Annotated in this window: 19 protein-coding genes and 1 pseudogene; 14 read left to right on the top strand and 6 right to left on the bottom strand. The window is 64.8% G+C overall.

Annotation, left to right across the window (positions count from 1 at the left end; translation table 11 throughout):
* Window positions 1-80 precede the first annotated feature (80 nt).
* The 10 genes from DB032_RS01590 (at window position 81) to DB032_RS01545 (ending at window position 8,070) form a co-directional block, all read left to right on the top strand.
* Window positions 81-512, top strand: a complete 432-nt coding sequence (locus DB032_RS01590) for a type IV pilin protein (protein WP_107797982.1) — start codon at window positions 81-83, stop codon at window positions 510-512.
* Entirely contained in the window at window positions 509-1,009 is a 501-nt protein-coding gene (locus DB032_RS01585; RefSeq protein WP_146176551.1) for a prepilin-type N-terminal cleavage/methylation domain-containing protein, read from the top strand. Before DB032_RS01590 ends, DB032_RS01585 begins: the two co-directional genes overlap by 4 nt.
* A complete protein-coding gene (locus DB032_RS01580) occupies window positions 999-1,388 on the top strand; it encodes a hypothetical protein (protein ID WP_107797980.1) in 390 nt (129 codons plus the stop codon). Before DB032_RS01585 ends, DB032_RS01580 begins: the two co-directional genes overlap by 11 nt.
* Window positions 1,381-2,076: a hypothetical protein gene (locus tag DB032_RS01575; protein WP_107797979.1), complete on the top strand. Its 696-nt coding sequence runs from the start codon at window positions 1,381-1,383 to the stop codon at window positions 2,074-2,076. The genes DB032_RS01580 and DB032_RS01575 overlap by 8 nt, the downstream gene beginning before the upstream one ends.
* The gene (locus tag DB032_RS01570) at window positions 2,073-4,076 is read left to right on the top strand and encodes a hypothetical protein (RefSeq protein ID WP_107797978.1); all 2,004 of its coding nucleotides are present in this window, start codon (window positions 2,073-2,075) and stop codon (window positions 4,074-4,076) included. The genes DB032_RS01575 and DB032_RS01570 overlap by 4 nt, the downstream gene beginning before the upstream one ends.
* Before the next feature lie 81 nt (window positions 4,077-4,157).
* The gene (locus DB032_RS01565; RefSeq protein ID WP_107797977.1) at window positions 4,158-4,544 is read left to right on the top strand and encodes a SirB2 family protein; all 387 of its coding nucleotides are present in this window, start codon (window positions 4,158-4,160) and stop codon (window positions 4,542-4,544) included.
* Between the two features lie 85 nt (window positions 4,545-4,629).
* The gene (locus DB032_RS01560) at window positions 4,630-5,646 is read left to right on the top strand and encodes a peptidase U32 family protein (RefSeq protein ID WP_107797976.1); all 1,017 of its coding nucleotides are present in this window, start codon (window positions 4,630-4,632) and stop codon (window positions 5,644-5,646) included.
* A gap of 26 nt (window positions 5,647-5,672) precedes the next feature.
* Entirely contained in the window at window positions 5,673-6,602 is a 930-nt protein-coding gene (locus DB032_RS01555; protein WP_107797975.1) for a U32 family peptidase, read from the top strand.
* Window positions 6,589-7,023, top strand: coding sequence for an SCP2 domain-containing protein (locus DB032_RS01550; RefSeq protein WP_107797974.1), 435 nt, complete (start codon window positions 6,589-6,591; stop codon window positions 7,021-7,023). Before DB032_RS01555 ends, DB032_RS01550 begins: the two co-directional genes overlap by 14 nt.
* A 273-nt stretch (window positions 7,024-7,296) precedes the next feature.
* Window positions 7,297-8,070 (top strand): GGDEF domain-containing protein, encoded by a 774-nt coding sequence (locus tag DB032_RS01545; protein ID WP_107797973.1) that lies wholly within the window; start codon window positions 7,297-7,299, stop codon window positions 8,068-8,070.
* 1 nt (window position 8,071) lies between these two features.
* Here the strand turns inward: DB032_RS01545 and DB032_RS01540 are convergent, their stop codons facing one another.
* A complete protein-coding gene (locus DB032_RS01540; protein ID WP_107797972.1) occupies window positions 8,072-9,364 on the bottom strand; it encodes an FAD-binding oxidoreductase in 1,293 nt (430 codons plus the stop codon).
* Between the two features lie 173 nt (window positions 9,365-9,537).
* A complete protein-coding gene (locus DB032_RS01535; protein WP_048413744.1) occupies window positions 9,538-10,503 on the bottom strand; it encodes a LysR family transcriptional regulator in 966 nt (321 codons plus the stop codon).
* Between the two features lie 451 nt (window positions 10,504-10,954).
* Between DB032_RS01535 and DB032_RS01530 the strand changes: the two are divergent.
* The 3 genes and pseudogenes from DB032_RS01530 to DB032_RS01515 all read left to right on the top strand — a co-directional run bounded on the left by DB032_RS01530 (window position 10,955) and on the right by DB032_RS01515 (window position 14,797).
* A pseudogene (locus DB032_RS01530) lies at window positions 10,955-13,033 on the top strand (ribonucleoside triphosphate reductase).
* The gene (locus DB032_RS01520) at window positions 13,014-13,721 is read left to right on the top strand and encodes an anaerobic ribonucleoside-triphosphate reductase activating protein (RefSeq protein ID WP_107797969.1); all 708 of its coding nucleotides are present in this window, start codon (window positions 13,014-13,016) and stop codon (window positions 13,719-13,721) included. The pseudogene DB032_RS01530 and the gene DB032_RS01520 overlap by 20 nt, the downstream one beginning before the upstream one ends.
* Before the next feature lie 278 nt (window positions 13,722-13,999).
* Window positions 14,000-14,797: a LuxR family transcriptional regulator gene (locus DB032_RS01515; RefSeq protein ID WP_107797968.1), complete on the top strand. Its 798-nt coding sequence runs from the start codon at window positions 14,000-14,002 to the stop codon at window positions 14,795-14,797.
* Window positions 14,798-14,813: 16 nt separating this feature from the next.
* Here DB032_RS01515 and DB032_RS01510 read toward each other — a convergent pair whose 3' ends face one another.
* A complete protein-coding gene (locus DB032_RS01510; protein ID WP_158274208.1) occupies window positions 14,814-15,479 on the bottom strand; it encodes an acyl-homoserine-lactone synthase in 666 nt (221 codons plus the stop codon).
* 411 nt (window positions 15,480-15,890) lie between these two features.
* Between DB032_RS01510 and DB032_RS01505 the strand changes: the two genes are divergently transcribed.
* Entirely contained in the window at window positions 15,891-17,072 is a 1,182-nt protein-coding gene (locus tag DB032_RS01505; protein WP_107797966.1) for a nitronate monooxygenase family protein, read from the top strand.
* Window positions 17,073-17,165: 93 nt separating this feature from the next.
* Here the strand turns inward: DB032_RS01505 and DB032_RS01500 are convergent, their stop codons facing one another.
* The 3 genes from DB032_RS01500 to DB032_RS01490 all read right to left on the bottom strand — a co-directional run bounded on the left by DB032_RS01500 (window position 17,166) and on the right by DB032_RS01490 (window position 19,869).
* On the bottom strand, window positions 17,166-17,960 hold the full coding sequence (locus DB032_RS01500) for a MetQ/NlpA family ABC transporter substrate-binding protein (RefSeq protein ID WP_107797965.1): 795 nt from the start codon (window positions 17,958-17,960) through the stop codon (window positions 17,166-17,168).
* Between the two features lie 221 nt (window positions 17,961-18,181).
* A complete protein-coding gene (locus tag DB032_RS01495; RefSeq protein ID WP_107797964.1) occupies window positions 18,182-18,859 on the bottom strand; it encodes a methionine ABC transporter permease in 678 nt (225 codons plus the stop codon).
* Window positions 18,859-19,869: a methionine ABC transporter ATP-binding protein gene (locus DB032_RS01490; protein ID WP_107797963.1), complete on the bottom strand. Its 1,011-nt coding sequence runs from the start codon at window positions 19,867-19,869 to the stop codon at window positions 18,859-18,861. The genes DB032_RS01495 and DB032_RS01490 overlap by 1 nt, the downstream gene beginning before the upstream one ends.
* Window positions 19,870-19,998 lie beyond the last annotated feature (129 nt).

Below are 19,998 nucleotides of genomic sequence, written 5' to 3'. Positions count from 1 at the left end.
ACAAAGCATATTGATGCCAATCAATACCAATGTGAGTCCAATAACGCTAAAATATGACGTTTATTTAGCAAGGCGATGTCGTGAGCGCATCCGTCCGGCCGCAAGGCCATTCCGGCTTCACCCTGATCGAGATGATGGTGGTGGCCGCCATCGTCGGCATCCTGCTCTTGGTGGCGGTGCCGTCTTATCAGCGCCATGTGCAGGCGGCCAAGGCCAATACCGCCAAGAGCGATCTGATGGCCCTGAGCCTGGCGCTGGAAAACCACAAACTGCTGCACCTGGCCTATCCCGCCTCCAGCGCGGACAACGCCAGCGCCATCCGCGCCGCTTTGGGCAATAACAGCTGGCAGCCGGCGCAAGCGGAATTCAGCTACCGCTACCAGCCGCAGGGCGCGTCCTTCCTGCTCACCGCCAGCGGCGTCAGCTCTCAGTTGTCCGGCTGCGTGCTGAAGCTCGACGGCGCGGATCAAAGCGCCAACACCAGCAGCGCCGACTGCCGGACCCAATGGTGACCCCGCCCCGCCGCCAGCGCGGCCTGACCCTGATGGAGCTGTGCGCGACGCTGGCGCTGATCGGCCTGTTGACGCTGCTCAGCGTGCCGCTGGCGCAAGGCTGGAGCGACGCCCACAAACTGGCGCTGGGCCGCAGCCAACTGGCGCGGGCCTACGCCCAAACCCAGGCCGCGGCGCTGAGCAATCCGCTGGCGGCCGCGCCGGACCAGCCCGCCGCGGTGCTGATGTCCAGCGCTGAAGGCCAGCTGTGCGTCTTCGCCGGCGCGCCGGCCAGCGGCAGCCAGGGCGAGCGTTGCCACGGCGCGGCGCTGTGGCGCGCCGCCGCGCCGCGCCCGGTGAGCCTGGGAAAAAGCTGCCTGGCGACCCCGGCCGCGCAATGCCTGGCCCTGAACAACCAGGGCCAGCCGCTGGCGGCGCAGGCGGCCGGCGTCGCCTGCGGCACGCGGCCGGCCTACTGCATCCGCGGCGCGCAGCAGGAGCTCAGCGGTGATTTGTAAAACGCAAAGCGGCCTCAGCCTGCTGGAAAGCCTGATCGCCATGTTGCTGCTGATGCTGACCGGCCTCGGCATTGTTTTCGTCAACGCGCGCAGCCTGGGCAGTCAACAGCAGCTGCAACAGCACGCGCTGGCCCTGAGCAAGGCGCGGGAACAACTGCAACAGGGCGGCTTGCCCTGCGACAGCGCCAACGACTGGCCGCTGGCCAGCGGCGTCAGCGCCACCGCGCGGCTGAGCTGCAGTTCCGCGCCCGCGGTGACCCTGCGCGGACAGCCGCAGAACGGCGGCGCGGACATCAGCGCCAAGGCCGCGCTGAGCGGCCGGACCTTGCAGCTGCGGGACGCGGCCTCCTCCACCCTCAGTCTGAGCAATCATGAATAAGCGCGCCGCCGGCTTCAGTCTGCTGGAGCTCTTGATCGGCATGCTGCTGGCGCTGATCACCACGCTGGCGATGCTGACCCTCTACCGCCAGACCGCGCACAGCGTGTTCGATCCGGACCAGGGCAGCGCCAAGCTGGCGCAGCGGGACGGCCAATTGATGGCGGCGCTGCTCAGCGTGCAGCAGCAGGCGCAGGAAGCCGGTTTCGGCGCCGCCGGCGGCCGCGAACAAAACCTGCAACTGCTGTCGATAAGCGATTTGAACGTCGACGCCGACGGCGCCGTCTCCGCGCTGAGCGCCGCGCCGGCGGCTTCCGGCGCCGCCAACGCGGCGGTCTGGCGTTACCGTCCACAATTGGACGCCGGCGCTTACGCCTGCCGCGGCGTGGCCAGCGTGGACGGCGCCGGCCAGAGCAGCGTGTTGTACCAGTTGCAGGCGGACGACTGCGCGGCCATCGCCGACGCGCTGACCCAGCCCTCGCAATGGCGGGCGCGGGCGCTGACCGGCCCGCTGCCGCCGCGGCACAAGCTCGGCATGGCCTTGCGGCTGGAACAAACCTGCTGGCCCTACGCCGTCGCCGCGGCGGCGAGCCAGACCTTTCCGCAGCTGCTGCTCAACTACGACAACACGCTGCAAGGCGAGAGCCGCAGCTTCGCCAGCTGTCTGACCAATCTGGCGGCCCCCGCATGAAGGCCCGTTCCCTCCCGCCGCGCCGGCAGCGCGGCGTCGCCGCGGTGCTGATGGTGCTGCTCACCGGCATGGCCCTGACCGCGCTGGCGCTGGGCGGCATGCATCATCTGCGCGGCCAGCAGGAACTGACCCGCTCGCTGCGCGGCAATAGCGAGGCGCAATGGCGCGCCTGGACCGGTGCGGAACTGGCGCGGCAATACCTGTCGGCGCTGACACCGGCGCAAATCAAGGCGCTGGAGCTGGACGGCGCGGCGCTGAATCTGGAGCGCGCCAGCTTGCCGCCGGAAAGCCAGGCGCTGGCCGACGCCCTCCAGATCAAGCTGCTGCCGGCGCCCCGCGCCGCCGGCGCCGTGATCGAGGACGACAAGGTCGCCGCCTGGATCACCGCCCGCAGCGGCGACGCCACGGTGACGCTGGAGGTGGTCTACCAATTGAACGGCGCGCCGACGCCGCCGGCCGCCAACGCCGCGGCGCAAATCCGCGGCGGCCTGTCCACCAGCGGCAATATTGTGGTCACCGGCGCCAAGGACGCGCTCTTGCAAGTGGAAGGCGCGGTGGACACCAGCGGCAGCCTGAGCGGCGTCAGCGCGATCCAGGCCACCGGCGACATCCTGTTCCAGGGCAATCCGGCCCGCGGCGACGGCCAGGCCCCGCTCAGCCTGTGGAGCAACGGCGACATCCGCGTCAACAGCGGCCAGTTCCTGACGCTGAAAGCGCGCGGCAACATCGTCATGGGCAGCGGCAGCGACGTGGAGACCGCCGCCGCCAACGGCTCGGTCGGCAGCAGCGGCGAACGAGTGGGCCGGCTGTCCGCCATCGGCGACGTGACCCTGGCCGGCAACGTCGCCGTTTCCGCGCAATTGCTGAGCCAGGGCGATGTGCGCACCAGCAGCAGCAACCGGCTGAACGCCTTGCGCGCCCAGGGCCTGCTGGACAGCCGCGGCAACGCCAATATCGACGACGGCCTCATCGGCGGCGCCTTCACCCACAACGGCGCGCAGATCTTCGACGCCGCCGGCCAGGCGCGCCAGCCGCCGCCGAACACCGTGCGGGTGCGCCATCAGGCCGGGCTGAAAGTGCCGCTGGAGCCGGTGCCGGAGTTCCGCCTGGGCGCGACCCGCGTCAACGCCAACGATTACCGCGACGCCGCCAACCTCATCGTCTACTGGGATGCGGCGGACCGTTCCGCCGACGCGCTGCAGCGCATCCGCGTCCGGCTGCAACATGTGGCCGGCGTACCGAACGGCGCGGTCTACCGGCTGGGCCGGCAGCGGGCCGACGACTGGCAGCGCAACGATCTGTGCCCGGCCTTGCAGGCCGACGGCAGGCGCTGCGCCCCGGTGGCCGGCCAGCCGGCCTTGCGACTGTGCGAGAGCGACGCGGAGAGCTGCTTGTCCGGCAGCACCGCGCAGCAATGGCTGCTGCGCCTCAAGCCGCCGCAAGGCATGCTGCCCGGCGTGGCGCTGTTCGAAGGCAATCTGTCCTTGTACGGCCGGCTGGACAACGCCATTCTCGCCACCGGCCACATCGAAACCAGCAGCAATGTGGAACTGTGGAGCCTGCGCCAGGCCGGCGCGGCGCGCGTGTGCCGCAGCCCGGACTTCCCGGACGTCTATCCGCTGAACCACTGCGCCGCGGACCGGAACTCGCTGCGCGAATCCCCGCTGCTCGGCATCGCCCTGCTGGCCGGCGGCTACGACGCCGCCCAGGCCTTCGGCGGCGGCAAGATCCGGCTGGGCGCCAGCAACCGCATCCACGGCGCGGTGCTGGCCGGCGACACCCTGGACACCGCCGGCAGCACCCATATCTTCGGCCCGGTCAGCGCGGGGCTGCAAAGCCGCCCGCCCGGCGCGCCGCCGCCCTCCCGGCCGCTGAACAGCCTGGGCGCGGAAACCGTGATCGACATCAGCGGTCAGAACGGATTGCCGGGCGAAGGCGGCGGCGGCACGCCGAACCCGCAAACGGGCGCGGCCCGGGTATTATGGGCGCGCTATCGTTAAGCGCCGTCTAAGAACCTGTTTACGATCCGCCATGCCTTGCCAGAGCGTAAACCCGTTCTCACTCCTCAACTTTGGACGCCTATGTACCCTTATCTGATCGTCAAACACGCCCATATGGGCTTCGCCTATCTATCGATCCTGCTGTTCGCCGTGCGCGGCGGCCTGATGCTGGGCGGCAAGCAACACATCCTGGCGCTGAAACCGGTGCGTATCCTGCCCCACGTCGTCGACACCCTGCTGCTGGGCTGTGCCATCGCCCTGGTGGTCATGGGCGGCTGGCCCATTCTGCAAAGCCCCTGGCTGCTGGCCAAGATCGTCGGCCTGGTGCTGTACGTGGCGCTGGGCACCATCGCGCTGCGCCGCGGCAAAACCCCGCAAACCCGCTTGATCGCCTTCCTCTGCGCGCTGGCGACGGTGTTCTACATTGTGCTGGTGGCCAAGACCAAGCTGGTCTTCCCTTTCTTCTAGGCCCTCCGCCTGCGCTTGACCCAGAACAAGGCCCCGCGACGCGGGGCTTGTTATCGTCGGCGGGTTTTGAACCGGACCGACCAAGATGGCTCTGCACACATTCCTGCCCGAGCTGGTCTGCCCCGCCGGCAGCCTGCCGGCGCTCAAGGCCGCGGTGGACAACGGCGCCGACACCGTTTACCTGGGCCTTAAAAACCAGACCAACGCCCGCAACTTCGCCGGGTTGAATTTCGACGACGCCAGCGCGCGCGAAGGCATCGCCTACGCGCACCGCCACGGCCGCAAAGTGCTGATGGCGATCAACACCTTCGCCCAGGGCGGCGACTCCAGCCGCTGGCGCGCGGCGGTGGACCAGGGCGCGGCGCTGGGCGCCGACGCGCTGATCCTGGCCGACCTGGGCCTGATGGCCTACGCCGCCGAGCGCCATCCGCAGCTGCGCCTGCACATGTCGGTGCAAAGCTCGGCCACCAATTACGAAGCCATCAACCTGGCGCGCGACATGTTCGGCATCCGCCGCGCGGTGCTGCCGCGGGTGCTGACCCTGGACCAGGTGCGCCATGTGATCGAGCACACCGACGTCGAGATTGAAGTCTTCGGCTTCGGCAGCCTGTGCGTGATGGTGGAAGGCCGCTGCCAGCTGTCCAGCTACGCCACCGGCGAATCGCCCAATACCCACGGCGTGTGCTCGCCGGCCAAATTCGTACGCTGGGAACCGGGCGAGCGGCGCATGAACGCCCGCCTCAACCACATCCTGATCGACAGCTACCGCGACGACGAACCCGCCGGCTACCCGACGCTGTGCAAGGGCCGCTTCCAGGTGCGCGACGAAACCTATTACGCGCTGGAAGAACCCACCAGCCTCAATGTGCTGGACATGCTGCCGCAAATCATCGCCAGCGGCGTGGCCGCGATCAAGGTGGAAGGCCGCCAGCGCAGCCCGGCCTACGTGGCCCAGGTGACGCGCGCGCTGCGCGAAGCGCTGGACGCCGCCGCCCGCGACGGCGCGCGCTTCCAGCCGCGTCCGGCCTGGCACCAGGCGCTGAACAAAGTGTCGGAAGGGCAGCAGCAGACGCTGGGTGCCTACAACCGGCCGTGGAAATGAGCGCCGCCCCCGATGGAAAACCGCCAATGACAAGCCTTAATCTGCAATTGACGCTGGGCCCGGTGCTGTTCTTCTGGCCGCGCGACACCCTGCTGGACTTCTACGCCGCCGCCGCCGACTGGCCGCTGGACCGGATCTACCTGGGCGAGGTGGTGTGCTCCCGCCGCCAGCAAATGCGGCCGCAAGACTGGATTTCGCTGGCGCGCGATCTGGCCGCCGCCGGCAAGCGCGTCACGCTCAGCTGCCAGGCGCTGCTGGAGAGCGAATCCGATCTGCGCCGCGCGCGCCAGTTGGCCGCCAACGGCGATATCGCGCTGGAAGCCAACGACCTGGGCGCGATCAAGCTGGCGCGGGAACACGGCCTGCCCTTCGTCGCCGGCCCGCATCTGAACATCTACAACGCCGACACCCTGAAGCTGATCCGCGACTGGGGCGCCGAACGCTGGGTGCCCCCGGTGGAAATGGACCGCGCCACGCTGGCCGAGCTCTTGGCGCGCTACGCCGAGATCGGCGCGCCCATCGCCACCGAGCTGTTCGCCTGGGGCAAGCTGCCCCTGGCCCTGTCCGCGCGCTGCTTCACCGCCCGTCATTACAATCTGAGCAAGGACGATTGCCAGTTCCGCTGCCTGGAACACCCGGACGGCCTCGCCATGCGCACCCAGGACCAGCAGGACTTCCTCACCCTCAACGGCATCCAGACCCTGTCCGCCGGCTGCCACAGCCTGCTGCCGCATTTGCGCGAGCTGGCCGCCATCGGCGTCGACGCCGTGCGCGTCAGTCCGCAGTCCCGCGCCACCGGCGATATCGTCGCCCTGTTCCGCCAAGCGCTGGACGGCGCCGACCCGGCGGCGCTGCAAGCCGCCAGCGGCCGGCACGCCGACGCCGAACTGGTGGACGGCTATTGGCGCGGCCAGGCCGGCAACCAAGCCATAGGAGCCCCCCATGCGCATTCCTGATCTCGCCCTGCCCGCCGCCGCCGCCGCGCTGCTGTCCCGGCTGCCCGCCGCGCCGCCGGCCTGGCTGCTGGTCGCCAGCCTCAATCAATTGGCGCGGCGCGGCGTGCTGCCGGCCGACATGGCGCTACTGGCCGGCCGCCGCTTCGCCATCCGCATGCTGGACGCCGGCCTGACCCTGCGCTTCCGCGCCGACGAACAAGGCTTCCACCGCGACCGGGACGACGGCGCCGCCGATTTGCAGCTCTCCGCCACGCTGGCCGACTTCGCCCGGATGATGCTGCGCGAGGAAGACCCGGACACGCTGTTTTTCCACCGCAAGCTGCTGATTGAAGGCGACACCGAGCTGGGGCTCATCGTCAAGAACCTGCTGGACAGCGTGGACTGGAGCGCCACGCCGCTGGCGCGCTTCATGGCCGTGTAATCCCCTGTTCAAGCTTTCGCGGCCGGGGACGAGGCAAGGCCGAAACTGCCGAGCAAGCAGGAGGCGCGGATGGCGCGCAAGCCTTTCCAAGGCGTTTTCAAGGCCCTTTTCCATCCATCCCGCCGGCGCGCGGCGGACTTTGACGCGCTGCTTGGAGCGCCTCGTCGGCGCTCGCCCCTTGTGGCTGAGCCAAGTTTGGGCTAATCCGAAAAGAATCAACGCAATCAAGCCGCCTCCCGGCGGCCTGCACTCATCGGAAACGGCCCAAGCCCCATGAAGCCACGCCTGTTCAGCCTGCGGCAGATCTTGTTCGACTTGGCCATCCTGCTCATGGCCAATCTGCTGCTGCTCTGGCTGGCCCAGCGCTACCAACTGCTGTCCGCGCTGGGGACGGGCCCCGGCGACGGCAATGCGCAAACCATGGCGCTGGCGTTGCTGCTATGCGTGAACCTGGCCGTGTCGCTGGCGCTGTTCGCCTACCGCCGGGCCCGCGAATCCCACGCCATGCTGCAAGAGCTCAACACCATCGCCGGCCAGGACGCGGTCACCGGTCTGGCCAACCGCCGCCAGGCCAACACCATACTGGAGCGCGAAACCGAGCGCTCCTACCGTACCCGGCGGCCGTTTTCGGTGCTGCTGCTGGACATCGACCACTTCAAGGACGTCAACGACAACTACGGCCATCTGGCCGGCGACCAGGTGCTGGCCGCTTTTGGCCAACTGCTGCAAAAACGCGCGCGCCAGCTGGACACGGTGGCGCGCTGGGGCGGCGACGAATTCCTGGTGATTTGCCCTGAGACCGAGCAAAGCGGCGCGCTGGCGCTGGCCGACGATATCCGCCAGCGGCTGGCTCAGACCGAGCTGCCGGCGGTGAAACGCCTGAGCGCCAGCATAGGCGTGGCCACCCAGACCGTGGACGATATGCCGGAAACCTTGCTGCACCGCGCCGACATGTATCTGTACGCAGCCAAGAACGCGGGCCGCAACCGGGCGGTGGGCGAAGCCGGCAGCGCCAGCCGCGAACGCCGCCTCGCCCCCGACGAATAACTCACAGCCCCAGACGGTCCCGGAGCCCGTACCACCACGCCCCCATGCTCAGCATCGGCACGCGGAGCGCGCGTCCGCCGGGGAAGGGATAGTGCGGCAGACCGGCGAATTGATCGAAGCGCCGGCTGTCGCCGTGGATGGCCTCCGCCAGCAAGCGACCGGCCAAATGGGTATACGTGACGCCGTGGCCGCTGCAACCCTGAGAGTAATAGACATTGTCGCCGATGCGCCCGGCCTGCGGCAGCCGCGACAGGGTCAGCGAGAAATTGCCGGTCCAGCCGAACTCGATCTTGTAATCCGCCAACTGCGGAAAGGTTTTCAGCATCTTGGGACGGATCAGCCGCTCCACCTCGCCCGGATCGCGCGCGCCGTACACGGTGCCGCCGCCGTACAACAGCCGGTTGTCGGCGGTCAGCCGGTAATAATCCAGCAGGAAGTTGCAATCCTCGACGCAGTGATCGCCCGGCAGCAAGCTCTTGGCCAGCGCCTCCGGCAAACGCTCGGAGGTCACCACCTGAGTGCCGCAGGGCAGGCTCTTCTCCGCCAGCGCCGGCAGCAACTCGCCCAGATAAGCGTTGCCGGCCACCACCAGGAAGCGGCAACTGACCTCGCCGCCGGCGGTCTCCACCCGCACCCGGCCGCCCGGATGAATCTTCAAGACCGCCGACTGCTCGAAAATCCGCCCGCCCAGCGACTCCAGCGCCGCCGCCTCGCCCAAGACCAGGTTAAGCGGATGGATATGCCCGCCCCAATTGTCCAGCAAGGCGCCGGCGTACTGGTCCGACGCCACGATGCCGCGCATGCCCTCTCGATCCACCAGTTGCAGGCCGGTATGGCCGTAGCGCTCCCACAGCCGCTTCTTGGCCGCCAGCTCGTCCAGCTGCTTCTGGGTGAAGGCGGCGAACACATTGCCGGTTTTCAGATCGCACTGAATGCCGTATTGCGCGATGCGCTCGCGGATGATGCGGCCGCCCTCGAAAGCCATCGCGCCCAGCGCCTCGGCCGCCGCCCTGCCGTGCCGCCGCTCGATCACGTCCATGTCGCGGCTATAGCTGTTGACGATCTGCCCGCCGTTGCGGCCCGACGCGCCCCAGCCCACCCGCGCCGCCTCCAGCACCGCCACCTGATAACCGCGCTCCGCCAGATGCAGCGCCGCGGACACCCCGGTGTAGCCGGCGCCGATCACGCAGACGTCCACCTGCTCCGCCCCTTGCAAAGATGGACGCTCCGGCGACGGATGGGCGGATGCGGCGTAATAAGAGCTCGTGTGTTCCAGTCTGGCCGGCGCGTTCATGGCTGTCTCCTTGGCGAAGCGAACGCGGAGCGTCCGTTCATGATTGGTATAAAAATACAATACACGCGCTCATTATATTTAACAACACCTGGGAGAAAGGATGGGTCGCGGCGGCGAAAAGACATGAAAAAAGCCAGCGCAAGCGCTGGCTTCGGGTTCAGGCGGAGATGGGATCAGATCGCGTTTTTCTGGGCCGCCTTGCGCTTGGCGCTCAAGTCCAGGCCCGGCAGATCCGCCATGATGTCCGGATGGTCGGCCAACTTCTCCACCACGAAATCAACGAAGACCCGGGTACGCGGCGCGATGTGGTCGCGATGCGGGAAACAGATGTAGATAGAGCGCTCCAGCGACACCATATCAGTCAGCACCGGCTCCAGCTCGCCGGAGCGGATCAGATGCACCACCTCATGGCCCGGCAACTGGGCCACGCCCATGCCCAGCCGTGCCAGCTCGGCCACCGCCTCCATCTCGTTCAGCGTATACGTGCCGTTGACCTCCAGCGGAATCCGCTCGCCCTTGCGGTCGAACTCCCACTTGAACAGACGGCCGGACGTGGGGAACTGGAAGTTGATGCAATCGTGGTTGCTCAACTCCTCCGGCGCGCTCGGGCGGCCGTGCAAATCCCAGTAGCCGGGCGAGGCCACCACATAGAGCGGCATCTGCGCCAGATTGCGCGCCACCATGCGGCTGTCCGGCATCATGCCGGAACGCACGCCCACATCGTAACCGTCCTCGATCAGATCGCTGAAATGATCGTCCAGGCCGAAGAAGACCCGCACCTTGGGATAGCGCTCGCAGAACTCGCCCATGATGGGCAGGATGAAACGCCGGCCAAAGGAGTTCGGCATGCTGACCCGCAGATGGCCGGCCGGCTCGTCGCGGCTGGCTTTCAACTGATTGATCGCCGAATCCAGATTGTTCACCGGCCCGCGGCACTGGGCGTAGAAACGGCGCCCGTCCTCGGTCAGCGTCAATTGGCGCGTGGTGCGGTTGAACAGGCGAACCTCCAGTTCCTGCTCCAGCCGGGCGATGCTCTGGCTGATAGCGGCCGGCGATACGCCCAGCTTGCGCGCGGCGTCGGAGAAACTGCCGTTTTCCGCCGTGGTCATGAAGACCATCAATGCTTTTAAGGTGTCCATAATCAGGGATGTTCCAGGCTCGGCATCGCCTACCCTTCACGCCCGGACGGACGCCCTGGATTTGACAATGCTGATAACATTATTAAGTAGTATCTCTTTAAAAAGGGTACACCATACCCTTTGATGATTAAAGAAGAACTTGCAAATTGTTGTGAATGCATCTTCATGGACAAATCCACGCCAGGAACAGAACCGACCGCAGCTTCCCCACTGCACCGCTCGCGGAGCGTACTTTGTCATATAGTTTTACAGCTTAGTTGAAAATACATTGCCCTATTTTCTATGCAATCCAAGTATGCACCTGATTCGGTCTGAATGCCATGAGTTTGTTGCAACAGACTCAATGAAACAGCATCAAGTTGGCAACAATATGCCGCAGCCCCGCCCGCGTCGCCCTTGAACGCCACAGCCGGCCCCAATCCAGCATAAGTCATGCGCTGTCGCAAACAACATGACATTGCGCTCCCAATGGCCAGGTTTTCGCCCCGGAATCCAGCCTTCGCCGTCGTCAAAAGCGCCTCGCTTGATCCGCGTCAAGTTATCGCCACCTCAGCCACACAGCGCACAAAACACAATTTATAGTGGCGCTCATTCGATAACTTCACTAGATATAGAAATGAGCACAGCCTCCGCGCCCACCGCCATGGTGGATGCCATCTCCGCGATCGACGAATATCTGGACCGGGCCGACTGGCGGGTCAACGCCAACGCCAATCAGGGCTACAGCCTGGGCGGCCTGATTCTCAACATCGCCGGTAAACTCACCGCCAATTACTGGCTGGAGCGGGTGCTGGCGCCGGAAGCCGCCCTCGCCCACCGCCAAGGCGATCTTCACATCCACGATCTGGACATGCTGTCCGGCTACTGCGCCGGCTGGTCGCTGCGCACCCTGTTGCAAAATGGCTTCAACGGCATTCCCGGCAAGGTGGAATCCGCGCCGCCGCGTCACTTGTCCTCCGCCTGCGGCCAGATCGTCAACTTCCTCGGCACCTTGCAAAACGAGTGGGCCGGCGCCCAGGCCTTCAGCTCCTTCGACACCTATCTGGCCCCCTTCGTCAAAAAAGACGGACTGAGCTACGCGGACGTGCGCCAGTGCGTCCAGGAACTGATCTACAACCTCAACGTGCCCAGCCGCTGGGGCACCCAGACCCCGTTCACCAATCTGACCTTCGACTGGACCTGCCCGGACGACATCGCCGAGCAGATTCCAGTGATAGGCGGCGAGGAAATGAGCTTCCGCTACGGCGATTGCGCGCGCGAAATGGCGATGATCAACCGCGCCTACATCGAAGTGATGCTGGCCGGCGACGCCAAGGGCCGCTCCTTCACCTTCCCGATTCCCACCTACAACATCACCCGCGACTTCGACTGGCACGGCGAAAACACCGATCTCTTGTTCGAAATGACCGCCAAATACGGTCTGCCCTATTTCCAGAACTTCGTGAACTCCGACCTGGAGCCGCAGATGGTGCGCAGTATGTGCTGCCGGCTGCAACTGGACTTGCGGGAACTGCTCAAGCGCGGCAACGGCCTGTTCGGCAGCGCCGAACAAACCGGCTCCGTCGGCGTGATCACCGTCAATTGCGCGCGTCTGGGCCACCGCTTCGCCGGCGACTACGCCGCGCTGCTGGCCGAAACCGACCGCTTGCTGGAATTGTCCCGCGACGCGCTGGAGAAAAAACGCGGCGAAGTGCAAGCGCGGATAGACGACGGCCTCTACCCCTACACCCGTCACTTCCTGGGCTCGCTGCGCAATCATTTCAGCACCATAGGCGTCAACGGCATCAATGAAATGATCCGCAACTTCAGCGGCGACCGCATCGACATCACCAGCGAGGAAGGCCACCAACTGGCCTGCGACTACCTGGATCACATCCGCCAGCGCATGGTGGAGTTCCAGGAAAGCACCGGCCACCTGTACAACCTGGAAGCCACCCCGGCGGAAGGCACCACCTACCGCTTCGCCAAGGAAGACCGCAAACGCTACCCCGGCATCCTGCAGGCCGGCAGCGACGCCCATCCTTATTACACCAACTCCAGCCAATTGCCGGTGGGCTTCACCGACGACCCCTTCGAGGCCCTGCAGCGCCAGGAACAGCTGCAGCGCAAATACACCGGCGGCACCGTGCTGCACCTTTATATGACCGAGGCGGTCAGCAGCGCCGACGCCTGCCGCGAACTGGTGCGCCGCTCGCTATCCCGCTTCCGCCTGCCCTATATCACGGTCACCCCGACCTTCTCGATCTGCCCCAAGCACGGCTATCTGTCCGGTCACCACGAATTCTGCCCGCGCTGCGACGCGGAACTGCTGGCGCGCCAGCCTTCATAAGCCCTTAAGAAAGGAAAGCTCATGACTCCCCCCACCCGCATCCCCGGCCAAGACGCCGCCCCGCTCAACGACGAACAGCGCACCCGCTGCGAAGTCTGGACCCGCGTAATGGGTTATCACCGCCCGGTGCAGTCTTTCAATATCGGCAAACGCGGAGAATTCGACGAACGGGTCTGCTTCAGTGAACACGCCGCCCGCTGACCCCGCAGCAGCCCGCATCGGCGGGCTGACGCCGTTCTCCAGCTGCGACTGGCCGGGCAAACTGTGCGCCGTGGTCTTTCTCGCCGGCTGCCCCTGGCGTTGCGGCTATTGCCACAATCCCCACCTGCTGCGGCGCCAAAACGGCGAAACCCGCTGGCCGGACACCCTGCGCTGGCTGCAAAGCCGGGTCGGCCTGCTCGACGGCGTGGTGTTCTCCGGCGGCGAACCGCTGCAGGAGCCGGCGCTGCCGGCGCTGCTGGAACAGACCCGGGCGCTGGGCTTCGCCACCGGCCTGCATACCGGCGGCGCGTACCCGCAGCGCTTGCGGCGGGTGCTGCCGTTGCTGGATTGGGTCGGCCTGGACATCAAGACCGATTTCGGCGCCTATCCGGCGCTGACCGGCTTGCCCCGCAGCGGCGAGCAGACCGAGGCCTCGCTGCACTGTTTGTTGCAAAACAACAGCAATTTTGAATGTCGCAGCAGCATACATCCGCACTGGCACAATGAGATCCAACTGGCCGCGCTGGCGCGGCGGCTGGCGGCGCTGGGCGTCGCCGACTATCACTGGCAGCAACTGCGTCCGCCGCCCTCCTTCGCCCTGCCTCCGGCCCCCGCCGGCTGGCCCGCGCCGCAACTGATAGAAGAGATCGCGCCTTTGTTCCAGCGCTTCAGTTATCGGGAACACTGACAGAAGGTCCAGTTTTCCAAGCTTGTCCCGGCGCCATCCTTATGACGCCCCAACTTCCCGCCTAGTTTGTCCCCCGCCAAATAGCACCAAATAAGTCATTGATCAATATAATTATTTCTACTTACGGATTTTTGGACAGGCAATTTGTTATAATGTCGGCGACGAATGCAACAGTCGCTGTTCTTGGCACCAGAACAAGGAGTTAGCGCTTCCCATGCCTTTTGCATGTGGGCTACTATCCAGCAGCGTAAAACCACAAGATCAAGAAAGATTTGCTCATGGTCATCTCAAATTCCGCGATAGCACGGCCGCTGCCCAGCGGCTTGTCCGCGAGTCAGCAATGGACGTTGCTGGAATGGATTCACCTTGCCGGACAAATCGAAACCGAAGCCGAGCTCAGGGGGTTTCTGGACATGTTGCTCAGCCAGGCGCCTTCCGAGCACATGGTGCTGGCGCTGGGTCGCATCAACCAGCACCAGCAGATTCAGCGGCTGGAGCGGGTCTTGAATGTCAGCTATCCCACGGAATGGCTGAAGCATTACATGGAGGAAAACTACGCCCAGCACGATCCCATCTTGAAGATCCATCTGGGCAGCGGACCGGTGCAGTGGCAAGAGCGCTTCAGCCGTGCCAAGGGCAAGGAAGAACGCAAGTTCATCGCCGAGGCCGCCACCGTAGGATTGGAAAGCGGCGTCACCTTCAGCGCCGCCTCCAAACGCAATAATCTGGGTTGCATTTTCTCCGTCAGCGGCAAAGACGCCAGCTCCGACCCCAATCTGGTCGCCATGCTGGAATGTCTGACGCCCCACTTGCACCAGGCTGCGGTGCGCATCGCCAATCTGGCCCCGGCCACACCCAGTTCCATGCCGCTATCGCAGCGTGAATACGATATTTTCCACTGGATGAGCCGCGGCAAGACCAATTGGGAAATCGCCACCATCCTGGACATCAGCGAACGAACGGTGAAGTTCCACGTCGCCAACGTCATCCGCAAGCTGAACGCCAACAATCGCACTCACGCCATCGTGCTGGGCATGCACTTGTTGCCGCCTCCCGGACTCCAGGTCAGCGATTAGCTGCGGGCCGGCCAGCTTAAGCCCACGCGGGAGCATGCGCACGGTCGTATTCCAACCAGGAACGGACGCACTCTCTTGGCGCAGCGACTTCCCGTCGCAGCGACTTGATGAACTCCGGATCAGCCTGCTCCCAGTCAAAGCAGCCCGCAACCGACATCACTCCGCCGTCCAGCGGTCTTGGCACGCCCACCGGCTGTATCGGAAACCCCATTCGGGACAGATGCCGATAAAAAGACGGCTCCACCACGAAATAAAGCCAGCGCACCTCGTTGGCGCGCGACCACTCCCATAAGCTCAGATACAACAAGCGCGCAATCGCTCTCGTCTCACGGCCGGAAATCGTCTTGCCCACCGCGAAGCGAGTGATTTCCCCACAACCCGCGCCTTTGCGGATGCGCTCCCCAGGCGCCAGCAAACGGGCAAACTCCCGCTCGATCATGAAGGGCTGATCGCCTGGCGTGAAACGCGCCGACCCCACCACTTGCTGCTGCGCAATCACCGCCAGATTGTCGGAGAACGCGTCGTAATCATCCAGGTCCAGGCCGTCCGGCCGCGGTGGCACCCAACCCAGTTGCACGCGAAACACCTGGTGGCGGAACTTCAGCAAATCAATTTCATAAGACGTCGCGTTGACCTTCTCCATCTGCAAGCCATCCAACTCCAGTGGAAAGAAATGAGCCATTTTATTTTCTCCAATCATCAAGTTACCGGCACGGGCACTGTAAGAGCAGGACTGAACCGGGAAATCTGACCAAATGGACAGGAGCTGATTTTTAGGAATGTGCTAAGGCCAACGATGGCAAAAAGTCTTTACCCTGGATTTGCCGGGACTTTCGCCGCGCGATTTCTTTTCACAAAAAATACCAAAGACATATTTGAACACATCACAATGGCTTAGCTAAAAATATCCTCACTAAAATCAAAAGTTTGCGTGCCATACCCGGCAGAGGCAAGCGCTCAAGTCATTGAAGCGTCAATAGTTTTTCCGAGTTAAAAAGCGAGCCATCCTTAGTTTTTTGCTCTAGAGCAAAGACTCTTAAGGCCGCCATGCCTAAGATCGCCTTTTATTCATCCGCCCCGGCATCGTTGCTAAATGACCACAAATTTCCCGCTCTACGCTCCCTTGCAGATAGGACAACGCGTCCTGCTTCCCATCGTGCAGGGCGGCATGGGCATAGGCGTCTCAGCCAAAAGCCTGGCCGGCCATGTCGCGCGCGAAGGCGCGCTGGGCACGGTCGCCAGCGTCGACCTGCGTCATCTGCACGCCGATCTGGTCGAGCAGTCGCAATACGCGCGCGGCCAGGCCGAGCTGGACCGCCTCAACCTGATCGCGCTGGATCGCGAAGTGAAGGGCGCGCTGTGCTACGCCCAGGGCCGCGGCATGGTGGCGGTCAATGTGATGAAGGCCGTGGCCTCCTATCCGGACTATGTCCGCCAGGCTTGCGAATCCGGCGCCGACGCGGTGGTGATGGGCGCCGGCCTGCCGCTGGATCTGCCGGACATGACCGCGGGCTTTCCCAAGGTGGCCCTGATTCCCATCCTGTCCGAGGCGCGCGGCATCGGCATCGTGCTCAAGCGCTGGATGAAAAAGGGACGGCTGCCGGACGCCATCGTGATCGAGCATCCCAAGCACGCCGGCGGCCACCTGGGCGCGGCCAGCCTCGCCGAACTGGACGCCGAGCGCTTCAGCTTCCAGAAAGTGCTGGACGACACCCGCCAGCTGTTCAAAAGCCTGCAACTGGAGAGCGAGCGGATTCCGCTGATCGTCGCCGGCGGCGTCAACAGCTTCGAAAAGATGAAGGCCTGCATCCAGGACTTCGGCGCGTCCGCGGTGCAGATAGGCACCGCCTTCGCCGTCACCCGCGAGGGCGACGCCCACGACAACTTCAAGCGCACGCTGGCCGAGGCCAAGCCGGAAGACATCGCGGAATTCATGAGCGTGGCCGGCCTGCCGGCGCGCGGCGTGCTGACGCCCTTCCTGAAAAGCTATCTGAAGCGCGAGGCCAAGCTGCAGGCCAACGCCAAGGCCGATCCGGCGCGCTGCACCCAAAGCCTCAACTGCCTGAGCGCCTGCGGCCTGCGCGACGGCGTGGCCAAGATGGGTCAGTTCTGCATCGACCTCAAACTGGCGGCCGCTTTCCGCGGCGAAGTGGGCAAGGGCCTGTTCTTCCGCGGCGCCGATCCGCTGCCCTTCGGTAGTTCGATGCGCAGCGTCAGCGAAACCATCCGCTACTTCCTGACCGGGGAGAAGCCGGCCGATCTCGCCGCGTCATGAGCCGGCGCGGAAGACGCCGACAAGACAAAGCCCCGCTCTGCGGGGCTTTGTCGTTCAAACCCAGGCATGCCGGGCGCCTCCTAAACAAGAGGCTCAGAAAGCGGGGATCACCGCGCCCTGATACTTGCTCTCGATGAACTTGCGCGCTTCCGGGCTGGCCAGCGCGGCGGCCAGCTTCTTCACGCCGACGCTGTCCTTGTTGTCGGCGCGCGCCACCAGCAGGTTGGCGTACGGCGAAGTGGTCTCGATGAACAGCGCGTCGCGCTTGGGATTGAGCTTGGCTTCCAAGGCGTAGTTGGCGTTGATCAGCGCCAGATCCACCTGCGGCAGCACGCGCGGCAGCGTGGCGGCTTCCAGTTCCTTGATCTTCACCTGCTTGGCATTGGCCGCGATGTCCTTCACCGTCGGATACAGATTGTTGCGGTCCTTCAGCTTGATCACGCCGCCCTGGTCCAGCAGCAGCAAGGCGCGGCCGGCGTTGGTCGGATCGTTGGGAATGGCCACGGTCGCGCCCTTGGGCAGGTCGGCCACTTTCTTGAACTTGCTGGAATAAGCGCCGAACGGCTCGATGTGCACCGGCTTGCTGGCCACGACCAACTTGGTGCCGCGGTCCTTGTTGAACTTGTCCAGATAGGGGATGTGCTGGAAGAAGTTGGCGTCCAGACGCTTCTCGGACACTTGCAGATTGGGCTGCACGTAGTCGTTGAACACCTTCACCTCCAGCTTGACCCCTTGCTTGGCCAGGGTGGGCTTCAAGGCTTCCAGGATTTCCGCGTGCGGCACCGGGGACGCTGCCACGGTGACGGTCACCGGATCGGCGGCCAGCGCCTGCGCGCCCCACAGCGCGGCGACGGCGGTAAAGGCGAAGCGAGCGATATTCTTTTTCATGATGCGATTTCCTCTATTCAACACAATGTTGGGTTCAAATCTCTTGGGTTTCCGATGCGGCCGCAGCGCCGGGCGCTCAGAGCCAACTCACGATCTCGCGAGCTAAGGCGAGACAAGGCGTTGCGGCTGAGAAAGCGGAATGTACACACGGTACATGAGCATTTCGAAGCGGCACTCACCGTGTGACGTCTCACGACGCGCAGCAGATCGTGAACAGGTTCTCAGCCGCGTTGACAGCGCAGCACCAGCCGGTCGCCAAAACTCTGGATCAACTGCACCAGCAACAGCAGCAACACCACGGTCACCACCATCACCTCGGTCTGGAAGCGCTGGTAGCCGTAGCGCACCGCCAAGTCTCCCAGGCCGCCGCCGCCGATGACGCCGGACATCGCGGTGTAGGACACCAGCGCCACCGTGGTCACCGTCGCCGCGCCCACCAGGCCGGGCAAGGCCTCGGGCAGCAAGACATGGCGCACGATCTGCCACAGGCTGGCGCCCATGGATTGGCTGGCTTCTATCACTCCGCGGTCCACTTCGCGCAGCACGTTTTCCACCAGCCGCGCGAAGAAGGGCGAAGCGCCGGCCACCAGCGGCGGAATCGCGCCGGCCACGCCAATCGAGGTGCCCACCAGCTTCAAGGTCAGCGGGATCATCACGATCAGCAGAATCACAAAGGGCAAGGAGCGGAACACATTCACCAGGAAGGACAGCGTCGCGTACAGGCGCGGCCGCGACAGCAATTGCCCCGGCGAGCTGACGTACAGCACCACGCCCAGCGGCAGGCCGAACAGCACGGTGAACAGCAGCGAGGCGCCCAGCATGGTCAAGGTGTCCAGCGCGGCCTGGCCTATCTCCAGCCAGTCCATGCTCAATAATTGGGCCCAGTCGAAACCTTCCATCACAGCACCTCGCAACGCACGCCCAGACGGGCGAATAACTCGGGCAGGCTCTCCAGCGGGGCCTCCGATTCGATCACGCCGGCCACCAATTGGCCGAACGGCGTGCCCTTGATCTCGGACAGCGTGCCGCTGACCAGATTGAAGCGAGCGCCCGCCTGCTTGCCCACCACGTCCAGCACCGGCTGCAAGGTGGGATCGCCGACGAAGGTCAGCTTGATCAGCGGCGCGCCCACGCGCTGCTGCCAAGTCTGGCGCGCCTCTTCTTGATACAGCCCGGTTTCCGCCAGCAGGCCGCGGGTCACCTCGTGCTGCGGATGCAGGAACACGTCCAGCACCGGCCCCTGCTCCACCACGCGGCCGTGCTCCAGCACCGCCACCTGATCGCACAGCTGGCGGATCACGCGCATTTCATGGGTGATCAGCACAATGGTCAGCCCCAGCTGACGGTTGATGTCCGCCAGCAAGGTCAGAATGGAATCCGTGGTTTCCGGATCCAGCGCCGAGGTCGCCTCGTCGCACAGCAATAATTCCGGGTGATTGGCCAGCGCGCGGGCGATGCCGACGCGCTGCTTCTGGCCGCCGGACAGCTGCGCCGGGTATTTGTCGCGGTGGCCGGCCAGGCCCACCAAGGCCAGCAGTTCTTCAACGCGGGCGTCCATCTCGGCCGCGGACGCGCCGCCGGCCAGCTCCAGCGGAAAACGCACATTGGCGGCCACGGTGCGCGACTTCAGCAAATTGAAATGCTGAAACACCATGCCGATGCGCTGACGGCGCAATTGCAATTGCCGGCCGTCCAGCGCGGTCAGGTCAGTGTCGCCCAGGCGCACCGCGCCGCGGTCCGGACGTTCCAGCAGGTTCAGGCAGCGCACCAGGGTGCTCTTGCCCGCGCCGGAGCGGCCGATGATGCCGAACACCTCGCCCTTGGCCACGCGCAGGCTGACATTGTCCAGCGCCGGCACGTCGCGGCCGTCCACCCGGTAATGCTTGTATAAGTTCTCTATTTCAATCATGCCTTGCCTCTGAATCCCGCCGTCCGTCAACGCCACTGCCTGGCGATTGCGAATCAGTCTATAAGCAAGTCACATAAAACCTAAAGAACTATAAATTTAATCATTTATTCAAATTAGAAATATAAGGAC

This window comes from Chromobacterium sp. Panama, assembly GCF_003052555.1.
Lineage (GTDB): Bacteria > Pseudomonadota > Gammaproteobacteria > Burkholderiales > Chromobacteriaceae > Chromobacterium.
The sequence above is the reverse complement of the archived record's forward strand: the minus strand, read 5'-3'. Positions and strand labels throughout refer to the sequence as shown.

What these genes read in the sequence shown, in the direction of transcription:
- DB032_RS01515 (WP_107797968.1), top strand. Translation starts at nt 14,000, where the DNA reads ATGGTCATCTCAAATTCCGCGATAGCACGGCCGCTGCCCAGCGGCTTG.
- DB032_RS01570 (WP_107797978.1), top strand. Translation starts at nt 2,073, where the DNA reads ATGAAGGCCCGTTCCCTCCCGCCGCGCCGGCAGCGCGGCGTCGCCGCG.
- DB032_RS01500 (WP_107797965.1), bottom strand. Translation starts at nt 17,960, where the DNA reads ATGAAAAAGAATATCGCTCGCTTCGCCTTTACCGCCGTCGCCGCGCTG.
- DB032_RS01575 (WP_107797979.1), top strand. Translation starts at nt 1,381, where the DNA reads ATGAATAAGCGCGCCGCCGGCTTCAGTCTGCTGGAGCTCTTGATCGGC.
- DB032_RS01505 (WP_107797966.1), top strand. Translation starts at nt 15,891, where the DNA reads ATGACCACAAATTTCCCGCTCTACGCTCCCTTGCAGATAGGACAACGC.
- DB032_RS01545 (WP_107797973.1), top strand. Translation starts at nt 7,297, where the DNA reads ATGAAGCCACGCCTGTTCAGCCTGCGGCAGATCTTGTTCGACTTGGCC.
- DB032_RS01495 (WP_107797964.1), bottom strand. Translation starts at nt 18,859, where the DNA reads ATGGAAGGTTTCGACTGGGCCCAATTATTGAGCATGGACTGGCTGGAG.
- DB032_RS01510 (WP_158274208.1), bottom strand. Translation starts at nt 15,479, where the DNA reads ATGGCTCATTTCTTTCCACTGGAGTTGGATGGCTTGCAGATGGAGAAG.
- DB032_RS01560 (WP_107797976.1), top strand. Translation starts at nt 4,630, where the DNA reads ATGGCTCTGCACACATTCCTGCCCGAGCTGGTCTGCCCCGCCGGCAGC.
- DB032_RS01550 (WP_107797974.1), top strand. Translation starts at nt 6,589, where the DNA reads ATGCGCATTCCTGATCTCGCCCTGCCCGCCGCCGCCGCCGCGCTGCTG.
- DB032_RS01555 (WP_107797975.1), top strand. Translation starts at nt 5,673, where the DNA reads ATGACAAGCCTTAATCTGCAATTGACGCTGGGCCCGGTGCTGTTCTTC.
- DB032_RS01540 (WP_107797972.1), bottom strand. Translation starts at nt 9,364, where the DNA reads ATGAACGCGCCGGCCAGACTGGAACACACGAGCTCTTATTACGCCGCA.
- DB032_RS01490 (WP_107797963.1), bottom strand. Translation starts at nt 19,869, where the DNA reads ATGATTGAAATAGAGAACTTATACAAGCATTACCGGGTGGACGGCCGC.
- DB032_RS01535 (WP_048413744.1), bottom strand. Translation starts at nt 10,503, where the DNA reads ATGGACACCTTAAAAGCATTGATGGTCTTCATGACCACGGCGGAAAAC.
- DB032_RS01565 (WP_107797977.1), top strand. Translation starts at nt 4,158, where the DNA reads ATGTACCCTTATCTGATCGTCAAACACGCCCATATGGGCTTCGCCTAT.